Consider the following 19,671-nt stretch of genomic DNA (forward strand, 5'->3'; position numbering starts at 1 on the left):
GCGTGCAAGCGTGGCGAGCCCGGCCGCCATCGTGGCGCTTGCAACGCCGCGGGCCTGCTGCGCGGCAGAATGCGCTGGCGCATGAGCTGTGCTACTTAGGCGTCCACGGCATTAGAACGATCTAATCGCATCCGCGCAAAAGGGGAGAGAAGAGCAGGGAAACCGGACGCCGCAATGGCGCCGGATATTTTTGCATGACTTCGCGCGGTGTTCTTGTCCGGTCGTTGGATCGATACAAAGCCGCCGAGGCCGATCAATCTTTGGGAGAGCACGATCGAAATGAACTGCATGCCATTCGCACGCAACCACAGCACGCTGTCCGCCGGTATCGCCATCGCCTTGTTCGCGAGCGCTGCCTCCACCAGCGTCTCCGCCCAGCAGGCCGACGGCACGCCGGCGCCCACGGGCCAGGCCGAGGTGCAGGCCACGGACCTGGACGCGGTGACGGTGACCGGCTACCGCTACGCGATCGAAAAAAGCCTGGAGCAAAAGCGCAACGCCAACGCCGTGGTCGATGTGATCACCGCCGAGGACGTGGGCAAGTTCCCCGACAAGAACGTGGCCGATGCGCTGCAGCGCGTGCCCGGCGTGGTCATCAGCCGCGACGGCGGCGAAGGCAAGAACGTCAGCGTGCGCGGCCTGTCCTCGGAGCTCGTGCTGACCGAATTGAATGGCAACTACATCGCCACCGCCGAGTCCAACGGCGACCCGACGCGCTCGTTCAACTACACGCTGCTGCCATCGAACCTGCTGGGCAGCGCGGAGCTGTACAAGACCCCGGAAGCGCGCATCGACGAAGGCGGCATCGGCGGCACGGTGATCCTGCAGACGCGGCGCCCGCTGGAACTGGAGCCACATTCCGGCTTCGTCTCCGCCGAGGGCACCTGGTCCGATACCAGCAAGAAGACCGACGGCCAGTTCTCCGGTTCGTACGCGTGGCACGACAAGGACAACCGCTTCGGTGTCTTCGTTGGCTACACGCAGCAGAAGCGTACCGCGCGCACGCTCAATGCCAGTACCGAGAGCTGGCAGTGGTACGGCCGCGACGAAGTTGGCCCGGCGGTCGACGTGAACGGAAATCCGTCGGACTTCAACGCCAACTGGTGGGGCGGTACCGGTTTCTGGAACCAGGACGGCAATTACTCCACCGGTTTCATGATGCCGACGGCGGTCAGCCTGGACGCCAAACGCGAGGAGCGCGAGCGCAAGGGCGGGCAGCTGACCTTGCAGTTCAAGCCGACCGATGACCTGACCCTGACCGCGAACTACTTCCGCTTCGACCTGTCGCAGAACTCGCAGACCAATACCATCAAGATTCCCGAGTGGAACATTGCCCGCTATAACGGCGACGGCAACTGGCGCGGCGGCCGTCTGCTCGACGGGCTGCAGTTCGATCCCAGCGGCACGATTGTCACTGGCGCCGCCTACAGCCTGCGTCCGGGCAAGACCTACTATTGCAGCGAGGCCCAGGCCGCCGCAGCCGGACTGCCGCCGGGCGGCTGGGGCTCGGATGACTGCACGGTGCCGACGCCACAGATCACCGGCAGCTACAACATCGAGAAATCGCAGTCGCAGACGGTGGACCTGGGCGGCGAATGGCGTGGCGAGCAGGTAGACGTGGCGTTCAAGGCGGGCCGCACCTGGGCCAAGGGCGGGCCGGAGCTGCAGTTCTCCCTGCCGATCAAGCCGCGCCTGCAGAACGCCGATGGCAGCTGGAGCAACGGCAACTTCGCCAGTGCCTGGGACCTGACCGGCACGCCATCCATGACGTTCTCGCCGCAGCTGATGCAGAACCTGCGCGACGGCATCCTGCAGGTCGACCTGGGCTCGACCGGCTCATCCTGGACCCGCAACACCAACCAGCAGCAGTACGCGCAGATCGATACCACCTGGCATTTCGACGGCGAGGTCTTCGACTCGCTGCAGTTCGGCCTCAAGCGTCGCGACGGCGGCATCCACCGCAGTACCGGCAACAACTACTGGGTGTGCCCGGGCACCGACCCGAGCGACTACGACAACCGCTACTGGAACGGGCGCTGCAATGCCATCGCCACCCAGTTCTCGCCGGGCCTGCTGTTCGCGCGGGACAACCTGGCCGGTGGCGTCAACGCCAGCGCGTTCCCGGCGATCAACTTCCCGGGCTACATCGGCTACTTGAATCAAACCTACGGCGCGATGCAGACCCGCAGCGAAGACAACTTCGTCTACAACGTCGACGAGGAGATCTACTCCAGCTACCTGCAACTCAACTTCCACACCGAGCGGCTGCGCGGCAACGTCGGCGTGCGGGTGGCGCGCACCGGCCAGCGTGCCGATTCCACCGACAAAGTGACCGCCTACAACGACTACTTTTTCGACGCCGCCGACGGCAATCCGCTGGCCTGCCAGCAGGGCGCTGCCATGCCCAGCGGCGCTCCGGCCGATACCTATTGCGGAACCGAAGGCTACTGGCGTTTGTCCGACAGCGTGCAACGCACCGAGTCGTTCGTGGTCAGCGGGCTGGACCGCAACTACACCGACGTGCTGCCGAGTTTCAACCTGGCCTACGACCTGACCGAGAACCTGCTGCTGCGCGCGGCAGCCGCGAAGGTGATCGCACGTCCCAGCTACAACGACATCGCCGCGCCTGGCAGCCTGGAGTTCTACAGTCCCGAGTACGTTGCCGACCGGCGCCTGACCGGCGGTGCCAGCGAGCAGGGCTGGTACGGCTCGGGCAGCAACAAGAACCTGGAGCCGTACAAGGCCAACCAGTTCGACCTGGGGCTGGAATGGTATTTCCAGCCGGGCTCGGTGGCAGGTGTGGGACTGTTCCGCAAGAACGTGGAGAACTTTGCGGTCGACGTCATCAGCGACGTCAACATGATGGTCGACGGGCAACCGGTCACCGTGCAGAACTACAGCACCCAGGCCGGCGGCCAGGACGCGGTCTCGCAGGGTGTGGAGCTCTACGCGCAGCACACGCTGCCATTCGGTCTTGGTGTGCAGTTCAACTACACCTACAACGATGCCAGCAAGGCGGCGGTGCGGCTGGAAGACGGCACTGAGGCCGGCGAGACCGCCATGCCGGGCAGCGCCAAGAACCAGACCAACCTCACCGTGTTCTACGAGACCGACAGCCTGCTGCTGCGCGCCTCGTACAACCGTCGCGGCGAGCTGGTGCAAGGCCTGGTCAACGGGTTGAACGTCTTTGAGGAGCCGTACTACCAGGTCGATCTGAACGCGGCATACAACATCACCCCGGCGCTCAGCCTCACCGCCTCGGTGCTGAACCTGACCAAGCAGGAGTCCCGCTCGCACCTGGGCGACGACACCCGCGCCCGCTTCTACACCGGCGGCTACGCAGGCCGGCTGGCGTACCTCGGGCTGACCTACAAGTTCTAGGTCCCAGCGTGTCGCGCCCATGCCTGCCGCGTGGCGGTGTGGGCGCGATGGTAAAGAAGTGAACTTGGAACCGTTATTCCAGCCTCACCGCCTCGGTGCTGAACCTGACCAAGCAGGAGTCCCGCTCGCGCCTGGGCGAGGACACCCGGGCGCGCTTCTACACCGGCGGATACGCAGGCCGGTTGGCGTACCTGGGGCTGACCTACAAGTTTTAGGTCGCAGCGTGTCGTGCCCATGCCTGCCGCGTGGTGGTATGGGGCGCGATGGTAAAGAAGTGAACCTAGAACCGTTAGTTGCGGGGGTGAAGCGAAAACCACGCATGAAGACCGCAGGCTTGGCGGGGCGACGATTGGGCGCAGAAGCAAAGAAGCAAATTCGCATCGCTCCTAGTTGACAACCGAGCTGAGCAACGCAGAAGTGACGGTACACGGCGCTGCAGACTTAGCGCTCCCTAGCGCAGACACTCTCCATCTACTTAGGGCAATCTAGAGAGGCCCCAATCAGGGGTTGAGCTACAGGGGAGCAGGGACGATGAGTTCATTTCAAACGCAGGTCGCAAACGTTATCGGCAACGCAAAAGTCAGAGAACCGCAGCAAGAGTCCTACGCAGCACTTCAACGGTTGAATGCAGATCCAGGATCTCCGAGGGAGGTGGGAATTATCCTTCCCGTTGGCTGCGGGAAATCCGGAGCCATTGCTTTGGCTCCTTACGCATTGGGTTCCGCTCGGGTGCTTGTCATTGCACCGGGCCTAGCGATAGCCGAACAGCTTGAGAAAGACTTTCACCCTGCCAATGGCAACGCATTCTATACAAAGTGTGCCGTTCTCACACCAAATCAATTTCCGGAGTCGAGTCCCATTCGCGGAAAATCCGTCAACAGGGCAGACCTGGACCAAGCAGACGTAATTATTACCAATATCCAACAACTTCAAGGTGCTGAAAATCCTTGGCTAGCGACCCTTCCGGATGACTACTTTGACACCATTCTTTTTGACGAAGGCCACCACAGTGTTGCTGAAAGTTGGGAAGCTCTAAAGACAGCTTTTCCGAAAGCGAGAATAGTGAACTTCAGCGCGACACCTACTCGTGCCGATGGACAGATTATGGCTGGTAAAGTTATATATTCGTACTCGATTTTTAAGGCCATTGAAGCCGGATTCGTAAAGCGATTAAAGGCCATACAGCTAAACCCCAAGACACTCCGATACGTTCGGCATCAGGATGGGAAAGAGATAGAAGTTGGTCTAGAAGAAGTTCGCCGGCTGGGTGAAGAGGACTCTGACTTCAGGCGCAGCATTGTAACTTCCGAGGAAACCCTCGCAACAATTGTGGACGCTTCTCTCCATGAGATTGATCGTTTACGGGCTGAAACTGGAGAAAAAAGACTAGAGCGTGTTATGAACTTTGCCCTTGTCACGATAACGTATACGGATGAAGCCTCGTAAGCCATATCCAACCGATATCTCCGACGAAGAATGGGCCTTCGCTGCGCCATATCTCACACTGATGGATGCGCAAGCACCGCAGCGCAAATACGCGCTACGCGCGATGTTTAACGCACTGCGCTGGATCGCACGCGCCGGCGCACCGTGGCGATTGCTTCCCAACGATTTCCCGCCTTGGGAAGCGGTGTATCAGCAAACGCAGCGCTGGCTGCAGGCTGGCTGCTTTGAGGCCATGGTCAGCGATCTGCGCTCACTCTTGCGTGTGGCACAGGGGAAGAAAGGCCAGCCGAGCGCGGTGATTTTTGATGGCCGGACGCTGCAGTCCACCTGTGAAAGCGGGCCGCGTGCTGGATACGATGGCTATAAGCGCAAGAAAGGCAGCAAGGTGCATATGGCCGTCGATACGCTGGGACATCTGCTTGCCGTCCAGGTCACGCCGGCCAACGAGCAGGAACGCGCACAGGTCCGTTCGTTGGCCCAGGAGGTACAACACGTGACCGGTGAAACGGTCAAGATCGCTTTTGTGGATCAGGGCTATACCGGCCAAGAACCGGCGCAAGCGGCTAAGGAAGAGGGCATTGAGTTGCACGTCATCAAGCTGCAAGAAGCGAAGAAAGGCTTTGTCTTGCTGCCGCGCCGCTGGGTTGTCGAGCGCAGCTTCGGCTGGGTCAATCGCTTCAGACGACTGGCGCGCGACTATGAGCGATTGCCGGAAACGTTGGCCGGTTTGCACTTTGTCGTCTTCACGATCCTGATGCTTGGAAATGCAGCCGCTCTATTTCAAAGTTCATAACACGCTCTAAAGGTGATTGCGTCAGCACTTAACTATCAGCATTGCCAACAAATCGTTCAAGCTTACAGATCTAGGGGCCGAGCTGCGGACTACGTGCACTCAAGAGAAGATGCAAAAAGCAACAGAACAATAATGCAAAAGCTTGAGAATCACGAGCTAGATGTAATTGTTCAAGTAAGAAAATTGGGTGAAGGCTTTGATCATCCTTACCTGGCAGTGGCTGCCGTCCTAAGTGTGTTTTCTAACCTTGCGCCTTTTGTGCAGTTCGTTGGGCGAATTATGCGCGTTATTAAGCAAGATGCGCCACATGATCCCATCAATAACGGAACGGTTATATTCCATGCGGGGGCAAATATTGCGCGACAATGGGCTGACTTTCGGCAGTTTAGTGATGCTGACCAGAGCTACTTTGAACAGCTGTTGCCCCTGGAAGGGCTCGAGCCAACATCAACAGAATTCCAGCGCGAGTACGAACCACGCCCTATGGGCAACGATCACGAAGTCAAATCGCAGGGCGATGTAAGACTAGAGGAGCTTCCTCTAGTCTCTCAAGACGCAGCCGAGGCCATTCGTCTATTGCAAGCCCAAGGAATGATTGCGCCTGACTTTGATCCGAGTACCCAGATTCTGCAGCCCATACAGACCAGGAAAGTAGATGTTCGCCGTGCCTCACGCCAAGCGCTTGACGAGCGAATCAAGCACACGGCTGGCCAGCTCCTCCTGCAACAAAAGATCCCATTTGATGGAAAGGCTCTGGATAAGAAACGACTAGGCCGAACGAACTATCAAATCGTTGTTGGAGCGCTAAGCGAGCAAGCAAACATCTTGGTCGGCCGTGGTGCACGCGAGCGAAGTGAGATGACTCAAACAGAGTTAGATACCATTGCAAGCAACTTCGAAGAAATTGTGCAAGCAGTTGCGGAGAAACTGTAATGGGCACAAAGTCGCTGCTCACGACGGCAATGGTAGATCACGCTGTTAAATCCCACAACTGCCAAGCTAGCAAGTTGCATCGAATCAATATGGGTGATGCTCGCCTGAAGATAAGAAATGAGCGCAGCTGGGACCACTACTGTGTAAGCTGTGCCAGGAAAATTATTGCTAAAGATCGCGCGGCTCTAGAGCGTGTTATGAACTTTGCCCTTGTCACGATAACGTATACGGATGAAGCCTCGTAAGCCATATCCAACCGATATCTCCGACGAAGAATGGGCCTTCGCTGCGCCATATCTCACACTGATGGATGCGCAAGCACCGCAGCGCAAATACGCGCTACGCGCGATGTTTAACGCACTGCGCTGGATCGCACGCGCCGGCGCACCGTGGCGATTGCTTCCCAACGATTTCCCGCCTTGGGAAGCGGTGTATCAGCAAACGCAGCGCTGGCTGCAGGCTGGCTGCTTTGAGGCCATGGTCAGCGATCTGCGCTCACTCTTGCGTGTGGCACAGGGGAAGAAAGGCCAGCCGAGCGCGGTGATTTTTGATGGCCGGACGCTGCAGTCCACCTGTGAAAGCGGGCCGCGTGCTGGATACGATGGCTATAAGCGCAAGAAAGGCAGCAAGGTGCATATGGCCGTCGATACGCTGGGACATCTGCTTGCCGTCCAGGTCACGCCGGCCAACGAGCAGGAACGCGCACAGGTCCGTTCGTTGGCCCAGGAGGTACAACACGTGACCGGTGAAACGGTCAAGATCGCTTTTGTGGATCAGGGCTATACCGGCCAAGAACCGGCGCAAGCGGCTAAGGAAGAGGGCATTGAGTTGCACGTCATCAAGCTGCAAGAAGCGAAGAAAGGTTTGTCTTGCTGCCGCGCCGCTGGGTTGTCGAGCGCAGCTTCGGCTGGGTCAATCGCTTCAGACGACTGGCGCGCGACTATGAGCGATTGCCGGAAACGTTGGCCGGTTTGCACTTTGTCGTCTTCACGATCCTGATGCTTGGAAATGCAGCCGCTCTATTTCAAAGTTCATAACACGCTCTAGATGCGCTTGAGAAAGAGCTGCCGTAATGACTGGGGGGCCGTCGAGTTACGGCCCCCCGATCTTAGTGCGAAGAATTGAATCGCGGCGAATAACGGGGTCAGATTCTTAGGTATCCCCACGTTTTACAGCACCAGTGTCATTTGCTCGCACACTGCGTCGGACAGTGTGCGCAAGCGATCTAGCCAGCGTGAGACCGGTTTCATAGGCCAGCGCCTACCCAGCGCCTCGCGGCCGACGCGCGGTGTCGAGTAGAGCATGCGTGTGCTGCTGCGTGGCGATAGCTACTAGGCGATACCGGTGGCTTCGCATCCCAGTCCTGCCAGCCAACTGGCGAAGGTGGTCAGCGTATTGAGCAACAACAGGATCTGCAGTCGCTCACCGCGTTGGGCGGGCAGGCTGTCTTCCATCGCTTGGCCGTAGCGATGTGACTTCAGATTGCGAAATGCCAGCTCGATCTGCATCCGTCGTGCATACAGGTTGACCAATTGCTTCACGCTGGGTGCTTGTAACTGCGGAGAGGCAACGATCAGCCATGGCTCGCGCTCACGCGCTGCTGCTTTCAAACTCGATGATGCACGCGAGACTTTGGCGGGTGAGCGTCGATTGCGTTGCTGCCACTTATCAGGCAACGGCGCTCGGCTCGCGTGGCCCGTATGGAACTGCGCCAGCGGCGCACACAGCCGCGCGAGACCCGCCAGCGTGTATTGACACGCCAGACCGTGCACTTGCAATCTAGTCCCAAGGAGCGTCGAAACTCCTCTAAGAGCGGTACCCACCTCCGTCAAACCGGTGGGTTTTTTGTGCCTGCATCCTGCAGGTACAAGCCGATGCGATGCCTGCGTCGGGAGGGCGGCTAATACAACACCCGCAAGGGGAATACGCCCGCCGGCTCTTAGCGGTTTCGAACCTCCCGACATCCCGTCGCCTTGGCGGCGGTTCTTGGGTTGTTCCAGGAGGGCGTTGCCATGTCTACCGCACCATCCATACCGGCATCTGTGCCGGTTGATCTGTTGCCAGCTTCCGCTCACCGCCTGCGGTGGGATCTGGGCGAGGTGCTGTGCCGGCTCGCCGCACTCGCAGCTGTTGAGCAGGTGCGCGACTCTTCTACGCATCTATTGAGTCGCCAGCTCGCTGTACTGCCGCGCACCTCGGGTTGCAGGTCAGCACGTAGTGCCGTGGGGTTGCAGCAGTACGTCGCTGCAACCATCACCCGCTATCACCCGGAGGCGCCATGACACGCCGCCGCCCACCCACGGCATCTGCCAGCGCACGGCCCACCCGCACACGTACGCGCCCCGCGCCGCCCAAGCGGGTGCAGTGGGTTGTTGTGGAGCCCGACCGCACCAAGCTGCCACCGATGCTGCCGCCCGACCCGGACGCCTCCCCGCAAGGCCCCGGCACGCTACGCGCACCCCGCCGCGCCCGCCGCCCGCGCCAATGCACCGTCAGCTACACCCATTACCCCGGCGCCCACGACCGCGCCGGCGACCAGCACGTGCCCCACGTCCGCCTCAGCGGCCTATGGCTGGAACAACTGGGCTTTGTCATCGGCACCAAGCTGCGCATCACCGCCAGCGCGGGGCAGTTGTTGATGGAGGTGTTACCGCCAGCGGAGGCGCCGGCCAGGGCGCGCAGCGTGCGGCGATGATGGTGCGGGTGACAGAGACCTGCGATTGACCTCAGTGCCGCATGCCACTAGCGTCGCAGCGACATCAGCGCACTACGGACGCTTCATGATTGCGCGCCCTCTCTACGCCTTGCTCGCCACCCTGGCTCTGGGAGCTTGCGCCCACGCGGCGGGCGGCGCAGCTCCGGCAACCGTCACGGAGACATCCGCCCTGAGTTCATCCAGCCCTGCCACTGTGCCGCCTGGTAAGCCCACTGCTGAGGGTTTGCTTGGCCAACTGCTTGCGTTGATCAAAGGTAGCCAGACCATTTCCGACTTCACTACCGAGCGTCTGAAGTCGGCAGTGGGGCAGGTCGTTCAATTCGTAAAAGACGATGAACGCCGATATCGTGCCTTCGGCCCGCTCACTAAGGATTGGAGTTATGGATTTGGAGTCGATGAAACCAAGCTTGATGGCAGATGGTTCGAATTCCGCTTCGATCGCAATGTGGCCGGTGCATCGCCTGCGATGACCGAAATTTGTCGCCTGGACTTTGATCGTTTTACCCAGCAGCTTGAGCAGATGGGATTTGCGCGTGAGCGCAACATCGTCGAAGACGGGCGCTGGATGAGTGATTTCTTTACGCGCCCAGGAATGCGAGTAGAGGTTTTTCCGCGTGGTGAGGCTGCGGAACCGCAAGAGTTAGTGGCGCACAAATGCGTCGAATGGGTCTACATCCGTTAAGAGCGGCTAACAAAACGTAGCGAGCAGTCGTCAGGTGGGTGCGGACGGCGCGGAGGAACCGGAATGTACGTGGGTACATGCCGATTCCGAGCACCGGCCGCGCCCGCCTGACGGCTGCGCAGTAGTTTTGATAGCTGCTCTAAGTCCAAGGAGCGGACATGTCACTCAGTCCTGATGCTTTGAAAGTTTTGAATGATTTCGGCAATGAGCCTGGAGTTACCAAGTGTCACGTCGATCACTGCCAGAAGCCTTGCGATTGACCTCAGCGCCCGATGCCACTAGCGTCACAGCCACACCAGCGCACAACGGACGCTTCATGATCGCGCGCCCCCTCTACGCCTTGCTCGCCACCCTCGCTCTGGGCGCATGCGCCCACATGGCGGCCACCCCAGCCCCGGCAACCGTCACGGAGACATCTGCCATGAATTCCTCAGCCGAATCCAAAGTCACTCCCGCTGGCAGTGAACCCAGTGGGCCGATACGAACGGCAGAGGATGCGCTCACCCGTATGCTTGCATTGATTCAAGCTATTGATGGACTGGACGATCTGACACCTGACTACCTGCAGTCCAAAATGGGGGTTCCGGTGACGCGTGCGGCAGCTGATCCCAAGCGTTATGGCGCCAGTGCTCCGCTTACCAGTGAGTGGGGTTACAGCTTTGGCATGGACCAGACGCCTACTGCGGGGCGTTGGTTCGAGTTCACTTTTATTCCAGCGCAGGCAGGTGCTTCCCCGTCCATGGCGGAGATCTGCGGGATCGATTTCGATACGTTTACCAAGAAGCTGGAAAACATCGGGTTTGTACGTCAACGCAACATGGTGGAAGACGGGCGGTGGATGAGTGACTTCTTCAGCCGGCCAGGCATGCGCGTGGAGGTGTTTCCACGAGGTGAGGCTGATGCACCGCAGGAGCGGGTGGAGCACCACTGCGTCGAATGGATCTACATTCGTTAAGCCAAGGAACGGTCATGCCATTGAGTCCACAGGCACAAGCCATTGTTGATGACTTCGGGCGCCAGCCAGGCGTCACCCCCGAACATGTCACCAATCTGCAGGGTGTGCTAACCGCATCGCCCGTTCTGCTTGACCAATTCAATGATGCGGTTGCCAAGCAACGCGTTCTCAGTCTAAGAACCTGTTCACGATCTTCTGAGTAATAGGGCCAAGAAGGCCAAATGGATGAACTGCAGGCTGGTGTTGAGTTTGCGCTCGCAGTTCTTCCATAGCCTTCGGTTCTTCTCCAGCCAAGCAAAACTACGTTCGACGATCCATCGCTTGGGCATGACCTTGAAGGTGTGCAGTTCGCTGCGCTTGGCAATCTGCACCGTGAGCTGCTCGCCTAAAATCTCTCGCACGCCGTCGGCGAACCGTACTCCGGTGTAACCGCTGTCGCACAGTAAGCTTCGTACATGCGTCAAGTTTGACTGGCAGCGCTCCAACGCCTGCAGCGCACCTTTGCGGTCGGTCACCTCCGCCGTCGTCACCGCGATTGCATGGGGCAATCCCTGAGTATCAACAGCGACATGCCGCTTGATGCCCGACACCTTCTTGCCCGCGTCATATCCCTTTTGCCCTGCTGTGTCCGTGTTCTTTACGCTCTGCGCGTCCACGATCAAGAACCTGGTGCAGGCGTTGCGCTCCTGTCTGGCGCGGGCCACGCCAACCTGATTTTTTAAGTGCCTGCTCCAGCAGGCTCACTCCCTCATCGTTGCACTCGCTCCACTTGGCAAAGTACGAGTGCACGGTCCGCCACTTCGGAAAGTCGCTGGGGAGCGCTCGCCATTGGCAACCGGTTCGCAGCACGTACAACACTGCGCACCACACCTCATACACATCCACACGGCGTGGCTTGGTGCGCTTACGCGCTTGTTCAAGGATCGGCAGCACGTGTTCGAACTGCTCCCGGCTCATGTCGCTCGGATAGGTTTTTTGGCGCATCCGCATAGTCTGCACTGATCAGGAAAGATCGTGAACAGGTTCTAAGACCTCTGACTGATCCGAATGCAGGCGGGACGTTCACGCCGGATGAGAATTCCATCCGGCTGCCTCTGTCCAGGCTTTCCAATGGGCATGGTGGCAAGTTGCTTGATTCCGGTGACATGACGTTTGTGCTGGGGCATGAGCTGCAGCACGCCATGTACAGCCCAACCGCAGCTGCTTCCCGTAAGGCGTTCGAAACCGCTGCGGTGCAGATAGCCAAGACCACGCACGATTATTCGGACGCAGCGGAGAAGGTTTTATCGAGCAACCGTGTAGATGAAGCAAGCGCAGAAATTGCAGGCTGGAATGCAACCGTCAGCAGGGTAAAGCAAGCAAAGCCGGATGCCTCACTGGAAGATATCTTTCGGGAAGCACCCGGCCGTATGCACGACTTCATTGATCGAACTGGCGGAATGCCGCAATTCAATTACGCGCTCAAGTCCAACCTTACCTTGAACGCAGATATGACGATGCCCGTCACTCCTGCCAACGTCGAGGCAATGGGTGCAAACTTCTTCGACAAGGACGCCAAGAGCACTCGCATCGGCTATACGGGTCAGTCCGACTACGTCAATCACTACGGCCCGTGGGTAGTTGGAACAGCTGCCATCTACGAGCGCCACTACAATAAGCAAAAGCCCGGAGAGCCAGAACAGCCGATGATTCTGGATATGCGACGTCTGGGATTGAAAGAAGAAACACTCGAGCGCAATGGTATTGATCTGGGCAGCAATACGCGCCCGATGCCTTACCTGGATAGCAGCACTCAGCCCCCGACGCCGGGCTTGTTCCAGCACAGCAAGAACACTCATCTGCATGTCTCGCCGATCTCTGCACAAGAGCTGGAGCAGGAGCTCCGTGCGCGTGAATCCCCATCGCAAGGGACGTCACCTCACCTTCTTCCGTCAGATCCAGGCCATGCGGATCACGCGCTATACCAGCAGATCAGAGGCGGGGTGCAAAAGCTCGATAGCGCACATGGCAGGCAGTGGGATGCATCGAGCGAGCGCATGACAGCTAGCCTGCTTGCGCTGGCAAAAGAGGAAGGGTTGTCGCGGGTGGATCATGTGGTGCTCAACAACCCAACGGCTCAGCTGGCTGGCGGCGAAAAGGTCTTCGTCGTCCAGGGTGCGCTCAATGACCCGGCCCACCAGCGTGCCCATATGTCGACCATGGACGCCGTGCAGACACCAGAGACCCAGTCGTTCGATCGCCTGCAGGCAATCAACCAGACTCAGGCCCAAGCGCGCGAACAGCAGCAGGCGCTGGAGCAGTCCCAGCAAGCCGTCAGCCAGGCTGGTCCGTCGATGACGCACTGAGTGTTTCGCAACGAGATAACGACAACGGCCGCAGTACGCGGCCGTTGTCGTTAGATCAGGCAACCAGGATCGTCTTGACGATTCCCGATTCCCGATTCCCGATTCTCCGAATCCCGAATCCCGAATCCCGAATCCCGAAGGATCAATGATCGCTGGAACGCAGTCCATCCACATCCAGGATCAGCGCCATGCGGCCGTCGCCGATCAGGGTGGCGCCGGCGTAGCCGGGCAGGCCGCGTAGGGCGCGGGGCAGGGGCTTGATCACCACTTCCTCGCGGCCGCGGACCTGGTCCACCACCAGGCCGAAGCGGGTTTCGCCGGCCTGCAGCAGCACCACGGTCAGCAGCGGCGGTTGCTCGGCGGGCACGCCCAGCCAGCGGCGCAGGTCGATCAGCGGCAAGGTGTGCGAGCGGCGATCGAGCACGGCGCGGCCGTCGAACCAGCCGAGCGAGGACTGCGGGGCGTGCAGCACCTCAACCACGCGGGCCAGTGGCAGGGCGTAGACCGCCTCGCCGGCCTGCACCAGCAAGGTGGGCAGGATCGCCAGGGTCAGCGGCACGCGGATCATGAAGCGGCTGCCGCGGCCCAGTTCGGACTGGATCTGGATCTGCCCGCTGAGCTCGCGGATACGCGATTGCACCACGTCCATGCCGACGCCGCGGCCGGAGATGTCGGTGACCTCGGCCTTGGTCGAGAAGCCGGGCATGAAGATCAAATGCAAGCACTCGTCGGTGCTCAGGCGCGCGGCGGCTTCTGCATCGATCAGGCCCTTGTTGCGGGCGATTTCGCGCAGGCGCTCGGGGTCGATGCCGGCACCGTCGTCCTGGATCTCGATACTGACGTAGTCGCCTTCCTGCTGTGCGGACAGGCGCACGTGGCCGCTACGCGGCTTGCCGGTGGCTTCGCGCAATGCCGGTGATTCGATGCCGTGGTCGATCGCATTGCGCACCAGGTGCACCAGCGGGTCGGCCAAGGCTTCGACCAGGTTGCGATCCAGCTCGGTTTCGGCGCCAATCAGCTCCAGTTCCACTTCCTTGGACAGCGTGCGCGCCACATCGCGGGCCACCTTGGGAAAGCGCGAGAACACCTTGCTCACCGGTTGCATGCGGGTGCGCATGACCGCGGTCTGCAGGCGGGCGGTGGCGATGTCGAGCGTGCTCACCGCGCGGTCGAGTTCTTCATCACGCAGGCGGGTGCGCAAGGTCTTGAGCCGGTTGCGCGAGAGCACCAGTTCGCCGATCAGGTTGACGATGGCGTCCAGGCGCTTGGTATCCACGCGCACGGTCTGTTCGGCTTCGGGGCCACCGCTCTTGGCTGCGGCTTTCGGCGCGGCCTTGGCACCGGCGGCGGCCGGTGCCTGGCCGGCGGGCACCGCGGCGAGCGCGGCGGCCTTGGGCGCGGACTTCACCGCCGGCGGGCCGCTCTTGGCATCGAACTGCGCGATCAGCGACGCCGGTGCATGCGGCACCGGGTCACCCGAGCCCATCGCATCGAGCATGGCCTGCAGATAATCCAGCGACTGCTGCGCGGCATCGAAGTGATGCGCCTGCAGCACCGCCTGGCCGGAGCGCGCCATGCCGAGGGTTTCTTCGGCAGCGTGGCACAGCTCCACCATGGGCTTGATCGCCAGAAAGCCGGCGCCGCCCTTGAGCGTGTGGAAGCCGCGGAACACCGCGTTGAGCTGGTCGGCTTCGTCTGGCGCCTGTTCCAGCGACACCAGCTGTTCGCCGAGGCGATCCAGGATTTCCTGGGCCTCGACGATGAAATCGGCAGCAATATCGTCTGGAACAGCACTCATGGTTACAACCCCAATCCGGACAGCAGGTCGTCGGCGTCGTCTTGCGACACCGCGTGACGGTCCAGGCCCTTGACTGCAGGACCGGCAAGACCGCCGTCGTCTTTCTTCGGCTCGGTGCTTTTCGGCGGCAGGCCGAGGGCACCAAAGCCTTCATGCACGCGCCGCACGATGCCGGCCACGCGCCGGATGATCTGGCCGCTCAGGTCCTGGTAGCTCTGCGCCAGCGACAGCTCGGTCAGGTTGTGGCGCATCTTGTCCATCAGCGCGCCCTGGTCCTGGTTGAGACCACCATCGCGCAGCTGGTTCGCCAGCAAACGGCATTCTTCGACCAGATCCAGCGTGCGATGGCTGGCCTTTTCGGTCATTTCCACCACGTGGTCCAACCGCGAGCAGGCGTCGTCGAGCTCGCCGGCTTCTTCGGGCAGGGTGGGCAGTTCGCCCAGGGCCTGGCCCAGTTCGCGTGCAAGCCGGCTCAGGCCCTGCATCATCGGACGGGTGCGCAAGGCGGCGAGGTGGTCGACCTCGCGCTTCCAGGCGGCTTCGTCACCGCTTTCCAACGCATCGAGCGCGCCCTGCAGGCGGTCGATCAGCGCGGCGCGTTCGGCATTGGTGTCCACGGTGGCGTTCATCAGGCGGTCGCCGCCAGACGTTCGAACACCTTGCCCAGCTTTTCTTCCAGGGTCTGGGCGGTAAACGGCTTGATGATGTAGCCGTTCACGCCGCACTGGGCGGCTTCGATGATCTGTTCGCGCTTGGCCTCGGCGGTCACCATCATCACCGGCAGGTGCTTGAGCTTGGCGTCGGCGCGGATGTTGCGCAGCAGGTCGATGCCGGTCATGCCGGGCATGTTCCAGTCGGTGACCACGAAATCGAACGGGCCCGCGCGCAACGCAGCCAGTGCGCTGTTGCCGTCTTCGGCCTCTGCGGTATTGGTGAAGCCGAGATCCGCCAACAGATTCTTGACGATACGGCGCATCGTCGAGAAGTCGTCCACGATCAGGATCCGCATGTTCTTATTCACATCAAGCTCCTAACACGAAAAATACGCGAAAAATTAGTCGTCAATTTCGACACCGGCATCAGCCAGTTCGAAGACTTTGAGGCGGCCGCGCAAACGCACCACGGCCTGGCCATGGATCTGGCAGACGCGCGACTCGCTGACACCGAGCACGGCGCCGATTTCCTTCAGGTTCAATTCCTGTTCGTAGTACAGCGACAGCACCAGCTGCTCGCGCTCGGGCAACTGGCCAATGGCCTTGCCCAGCTCGCGACCAAACTCGCCGCGCTCCATCATCTGCTGCGGATTGGGGCCACCCTTGGCGGTGGTGTCCAGTTCGCCGTGGTCTTCGATGCGCGATTCCAGGCTCAGCACCTGGCCGCGTGCGGCGTCTTCCATCAGGCGCAGGTAGTCGGGCAGCGGCATCTCCATCGCGGCGGCCACTTCGGTGGCGGCGGCGGCGCGGCCGGTGTTCTGTTCGATCTTGCGCACGGCGGCGGCGGCGTCGCGGGCCCGGCGGTGCACCGAGCGCGGCACCCAGTCGCCCCGACGGATCTCGTCGATCATCGAGCCACGGATACGGATCGAGGCATAGGTTTCGAACGAGGCGCCCTGGTCGGAATCGTAGCTGCGCGAGGCTTCGATCAGGCCGATCATGCCGGCCTGGATCAAATCGTCCACTTCCACGCTCGCCGGCAGGCGCGCGGCCAGATGGTGGGCGATCCGGCGCACCAGGTCGGCGTGCTGGGTGACCACATCGTTGGCGTTGTTGCGTTGCACGGCACGGTACTGGGCCGTGGCGGTCGTTGCGGTGGCGGTACTCATGCGGCCACTCCCCGTTGGATGATGCGTTCGACGAAGAACTCGACGTTGCCGCGCGGCACGGTGGGGGCCTGCCAGCGCGAGGTACGGCGTGCGATTTCTGCAATGGCCTGTGCCGAGGGACTGGCCGGGTAGGCCTTGATGACCGGTTGCTGGCGCTGCACCGACAGGCGCAGCCAATCGTCCTGCGGCACGTGGCCGAGGTAGTTCAGCGAGACATCGCCGAGGAACTTTTCGCACACCCGCGAGAGCTTGTCGTACAGCAGGCGGCCTTCGTTGGGGTCGCGCACCATGTTGGCGATGATCTGCAGACGGTCCACGCCGCGTTCGCGCGAGAGCACCTTGATCAGCGCGTAGGCGTCGGTGATCGAGGCCGGCTCGTCGCAGACCACCACCACGGTGTCCTGGGCGGCCTGGCAGAAGGTCAGCACGCTGTCGGTGATGCCGGCGGCGGTGTCGATGACCATCACGTCCAGGTCGCGCTCCAGTTCGGAGAACACGTTGACCAGGCCGATGTGCTGGGCCGGGGCCAGTTCGGCCATGTGGCGGCGACCGGAGGCGGCCGGCACCACGAGCACGCCGCCTGGGCCTTCGATGATCACTTCGTCCAGCGTGCAGCGGCCGGCGATCAGGTCGGCCAGGGTGTACTTGGGCGACAGGCCCAGCACCACGTCCAGGTTGGCCAGGCCCAGGTCGGCGTCGAGCAGCAGGGTGCGTTTGCCCATGTCGGCCAGGGCCACCGCCAGGTTGGCGGAGATGTTGGTTTTACCCACGCCACCCTTGCCACCGGTCACGGCAATGGTGCGCACCGGGCCCAAAGGCTCGGGACGGGTCGCCGACAGGGGGAAGGCGTTGGTCAGCTTTGCGTATTCACGCGACTGCATGGTTGTGCTCCGGAGTACAGGGCTTATCGGCAGCGCGCCGCAAATCTTCAAGGCGAAGAACGAGACTGGCGGCATTGGCACGGTGCAGGTCATCGGGGACGCGTTGTCCGTCGGTGACCCAGGTGATCGGCATCTGGTGATCGACGACCACCGACAGGGCGCTGCCGAAGCGTCCGGTCTCGTCGAGTTTGGTCAGCACCACGCCCTGGGGCTTGGCATGGGCGAAGCGGCGCACGACCTCGTCGAGGTCGGAAAAATGGGCGTTGGCGGGCAGCACCAGCAGCGAGGTGACCTGGCGGGCGGCGCGCAGCCAGTTGAGCTGGGCGGCCAGGGCGCGGTCGCGCTGGCCCATGCCGGCGGTGTCGATCAGCACCAGCTTGTAGTCGCGCAGGCGCTCGAGCAGCTCCAGAAGGCTTTCGGCGCTGTCGGCCTCGTGCACGGCGATGCCGAGCTGGCGGCCGTAGCTGTGCAGCTGTTCGCGGCCGCCGACACGCTGGGTGTCGGTGGTGACCAGGGCCACGTCGCGCGGGGCGTGCTGGGCAGCGAAGCGCTGGGCGAGCTTGGCGATGGTGGTGGTCTTGCCGGCGCCGGTCGGGCCGACCAGAGCGATGACGCCGCCCAGTTCCAGCGGGTCGACCGGGGCCACCGGCAGGCGCTTGGACAGCAGGCCCAGCATCAGGCCGCGGCCGCGGTGCAATTCGGTGTCGGCCGGGATCTGCAGGGCGACATCGCGGATCAGGCCGGCGTCGAAGCCGTAGTCGTCCATCAGCTCCAGCGCCTGCGCACGCACCGGGGAGCCACGCAGGCGTTCGTCGGTGAGGCGGTTCATTTCGCGCTCGATCATCTGGCGCATCAGCGCCAGCTCACCGCGCAGCTGCTTGAGTTCTTCGTCGTTCTGCGGCGCCGGGGCGGCGGCCTGCACGGCGGCCAGGGCGACCGGCGCCACCGGGGCGACGACCAGCGGCGGCAGCGCGGCCGGCGGCAGGATCTGCGGCAGCGCGTCGTCCAGGTCGAAGTCGTCGTCGGCCAGTTCGTCATCGTGGTGGTGTGCGATCACAACCGGTGCGGCAACAGCGGCCGGCATCGCCGGGACCGGCGCGGTGGCGACGACCGGGGCCTGCAGCGGTGCACGCGGCACCGGCGGGGTGGTCAGGAATTCGGCAAACAGCTGCTCGGGCAGTTCCGACAGGGCGTGCTCGGGCTGCTGGCGCATGGCGGCAGCCGGTGCGCTCTGCACGGCAACCGGCATCGGCGCCGCAGCGCGGACCGGTGCGGCCGCCGGGGCGGGGCGCGGCACGCTGACCGGCTGGCGCAGGGCCATGGCGGCGATCATTTCTTCGGCGGCACTGGCCACGCGCTGGCGCTGGGTCATGCCGGCTTCGGCGGTGTCGCGACGCGGCACGTGCACCGGGGCAGGCTGGATGGCCGGCGCCTGCTGGACCGGAGCCGGCGCGGCGGCGGCCGGCACGTCGGAGCGGGCGGTTTCCAGGGCGCGCTGCACCAGTTCTTCGTCGTAGTTGCTGGCGGCGACGATCTCGACGCCTTCGGCGGTACGGCGGTTGGACAGGATCACCGCGTCCGGGCCGTGCTCTTCGCGCACCATGCGGAATGCGGTGCGCATGTCCGGGGCAACAAAGCGTTTGATCTTCATGCGAAGTGCCTCCAGGAACAGGACCCGACGGACGCCGTACGGGTGCGGGTGAAATGTGGGTGTGTTGCCAGCGTCATGAGGTGCCTGTCCCGTTCGTTCGTCCAAGTGCTGCGTCCCGCCCCGCAGCGGTGTGGCTGTCTGCGGTCTCGCCAGAGCTAATGCATGCGGTGTGCCAAAACACGGCGCCGGGGTTCCGGCGCGTGGATTTGGTGGATTGGGACGGGGCAGGGCTGGGGGTTTGGCCGAAGAGGAAGTAGTCAATTCATTG

16 protein-coding genes, 1 other RNA gene and 3 pseudogenes are annotated in these 19,671 nt (G+C 62.0%); 11 read left to right on the plus strand and 9 right to left on the minus strand.

The window, feature by feature from the left end:
• The first annotated feature begins 279 nt into the window (after positions 1-279).
• From ACCQ01_RS10125 to ACCQ01_RS10150, 6 genes and pseudogenes are all read left to right on the plus strand, one after another.
• Positions 280-3,381 carry a TonB-dependent receptor gene (locus ACCQ01_RS10125; RefSeq protein WP_228433328.1) on the plus strand — a complete coding sequence of 1,034 codons (3,102 nt, stop codon included), beginning with the start codon at positions 280-282 and terminating at the stop codon, positions 3,379-3,381.
• A gap of 80 nt (positions 3,382-3,461) precedes the next feature.
• Positions 3,462-3,596, plus strand: a pseudogene (locus ACCQ01_RS10130) (TonB-denpendent receptor); the annotation flags it as partial.
• 316 nt (positions 3,597-3,912) lie between these two features.
• Positions 3,913-4,827 (plus strand): DEAD/DEAH box helicase family protein, encoded by a 915-nt coding sequence (locus tag ACCQ01_RS10135; RefSeq protein WP_228433326.1) that lies wholly within the window; start codon positions 3,913-3,915, stop codon positions 4,825-4,827.
• The gene (locus tag ACCQ01_RS10140; RefSeq protein ID WP_006449292.1) at positions 4,814-5,620 is read left to right on the plus strand and encodes an IS5 family transposase; all 807 of its coding nucleotides are present in this window, start codon (positions 4,814-4,816) and stop codon (positions 5,618-5,620) included. Before ACCQ01_RS10135 ends, ACCQ01_RS10140 begins: the two co-directional genes overlap by 14 nt.
• A 93-nt stretch (positions 5,621-5,713) precedes the next feature.
• Positions 5,714-6,553, plus strand: coding sequence for a DEAD/DEAH box helicase (locus tag ACCQ01_RS10145; RefSeq protein WP_372358870.1), 840 nt, complete (start codon positions 5,714-5,716; stop codon positions 6,551-6,553).
• 231 nt (positions 6,554-6,784) lie between these two features.
• Positions 6,785-7,590, plus strand: a pseudogene (locus ACCQ01_RS10150) (IS5 family transposase).
• 132 nt (positions 7,591-7,722) lie between these two features.
• Here ACCQ01_RS10150 and ACCQ01_RS10155 read toward each other — a convergent pair.
• Positions 7,723-8,214: pseudogene (locus ACCQ01_RS10155) on the minus strand (transposase); the annotation flags it as partial.
• Between the two features lie 351 nt (positions 8,215-8,565).
• On the opposite strand from ACCQ01_RS10155, the gene ACCQ01_RS10160 reads away from it, so the two are divergent.
• From ACCQ01_RS10160 to ACCQ01_RS10170, 3 genes are all read left to right on the plus strand, one after another.
• A complete protein-coding gene (locus ACCQ01_RS10160) occupies positions 8,566-8,835 on the plus strand; it encodes a hypothetical protein (RefSeq protein ID WP_228434355.1) in 270 nt (89 codons plus the stop codon).
• Positions 8,832-9,248, plus strand: coding sequence for a SymE family type I addiction module toxin (locus tag ACCQ01_RS10165; RefSeq protein WP_228434352.1), 417 nt, complete (start codon positions 8,832-8,834; stop codon positions 9,246-9,248). Before ACCQ01_RS10160 ends, ACCQ01_RS10165 begins: the two co-directional genes overlap by 4 nt.
• Before the next feature lie 85 nt (positions 9,249-9,333).
• Positions 9,334-9,951, plus strand: a complete 618-nt coding sequence (locus tag ACCQ01_RS10170) for a hypothetical protein (protein WP_228434349.1) — start codon at positions 9,334-9,336, stop codon at positions 9,949-9,951.
• A gap of 4 nt (positions 9,952-9,955) precedes the next feature.
• On the opposite strand, the gene ACCQ01_RS10175 is transcribed toward ACCQ01_RS10170, so the two are convergent.
• Positions 9,956-10,030, minus strand: a non-coding RNA gene (locus ACCQ01_RS10175) — sX9 sRNA.
• A 237-nt stretch (positions 10,031-10,267) separates the two neighbouring features.
• On the opposite strand from ACCQ01_RS10175, the gene ACCQ01_RS10180 reads away from it, so the two are divergent.
• Complete coding sequence (locus tag ACCQ01_RS10180) at positions 10,268-10,906, plus strand: hypothetical protein (RefSeq protein WP_115572950.1); 639 nt, start codon at positions 10,268-10,270, stop codon at positions 10,904-10,906.
• Positions 10,907-11,091: 185 nt separating this feature from the next.
• Here ACCQ01_RS10180 and ACCQ01_RS10185 read toward each other — a convergent pair.
• Positions 11,092-11,890 (minus strand): IS5 family transposase gene (locus ACCQ01_RS10185; protein ID WP_372358808.1). Its coding sequence is split into 2 segments (ribosomal slippage): positions 11,092-11,620 and positions 11,619-11,890, totalling 801 coding nucleotides; the frame shifts between segments, so codons are not numbered across the junction.
• Between the two features lie 161 nt (positions 11,891-12,051).
• Between ACCQ01_RS10185 and ACCQ01_RS10190 the strand changes: the two genes are divergently transcribed.
• Entirely contained in the window at positions 12,052-13,251 is a 1,200-nt protein-coding gene (locus ACCQ01_RS10190; protein ID WP_228432912.1) for an XVIPCD domain-containing protein, read from the plus strand.
• Positions 13,252-13,393: 142 nt separating this feature from the next.
• Here ACCQ01_RS10190 and ACCQ01_RS10195 read toward each other — a convergent pair whose 3' ends face one another.
• The 6 genes from ACCQ01_RS10195 to flhF are packed head-to-tail and all read right to left on the minus strand — an operon-like array spanning position 13,394 to position 19,403.
• Complete coding sequence (locus ACCQ01_RS10195; RefSeq protein ID WP_115530448.1) at positions 13,394-15,049, minus strand: chemotaxis protein CheA; 1,656 nt, start codon at positions 15,047-15,049, stop codon at positions 13,394-13,396.
• A gap of 2 nt (positions 15,050-15,051) precedes the next feature.
• Positions 15,052-15,678, minus strand: coding sequence for a protein phosphatase CheZ (locus ACCQ01_RS10200; RefSeq protein ID WP_012438328.1), 627 nt, complete (start codon positions 15,676-15,678; stop codon positions 15,052-15,054).
• Complete coding sequence (cheY, locus tag ACCQ01_RS10205; protein ID WP_014507662.1) at positions 15,678-16,070, minus strand: chemotaxis response regulator CheY; 393 nt, start codon at positions 16,068-16,070, stop codon at positions 15,678-15,680. Before cheY ends, ACCQ01_RS10200 begins: the two co-directional genes overlap by 1 nt.
• A 33-nt stretch (positions 16,071-16,103) precedes the next feature.
• Positions 16,104-16,871 (minus strand): RNA polymerase sigma factor FliA, encoded by a 768-nt coding sequence (locus tag ACCQ01_RS10210; RefSeq protein WP_011037072.1) that lies wholly within the window; start codon positions 16,869-16,871, stop codon positions 16,104-16,106.
• Positions 16,868-17,752, minus strand: coding sequence for a MinD/ParA family protein (locus tag ACCQ01_RS10215; protein ID WP_010374294.1), 885 nt, complete (start codon positions 17,750-17,752; stop codon positions 16,868-16,870). Before ACCQ01_RS10215 ends, ACCQ01_RS10210 begins: the two co-directional genes overlap by 4 nt.
• A complete protein-coding gene (flhF, locus tag ACCQ01_RS10220; RefSeq protein ID WP_228432913.1) occupies positions 17,739-19,403 on the minus strand; it encodes a flagellar biosynthesis GTPase FlhF in 1,665 nt (554 codons plus the stop codon). The genes ACCQ01_RS10215 and flhF overlap by 14 nt, the downstream gene beginning before the upstream one ends.
• Positions 19,404-19,671: the final 268 nt, after the last annotated feature.

Origin of the sequence: Xanthomonas sp. NCPPB 4037 (assembly GCF_041475695.2) — a bacterium.
Lineage (GTDB): Bacteria > Pseudomonadota > Gammaproteobacteria > Xanthomonadales > Xanthomonadaceae > Xanthomonas > Xanthomonas campestris.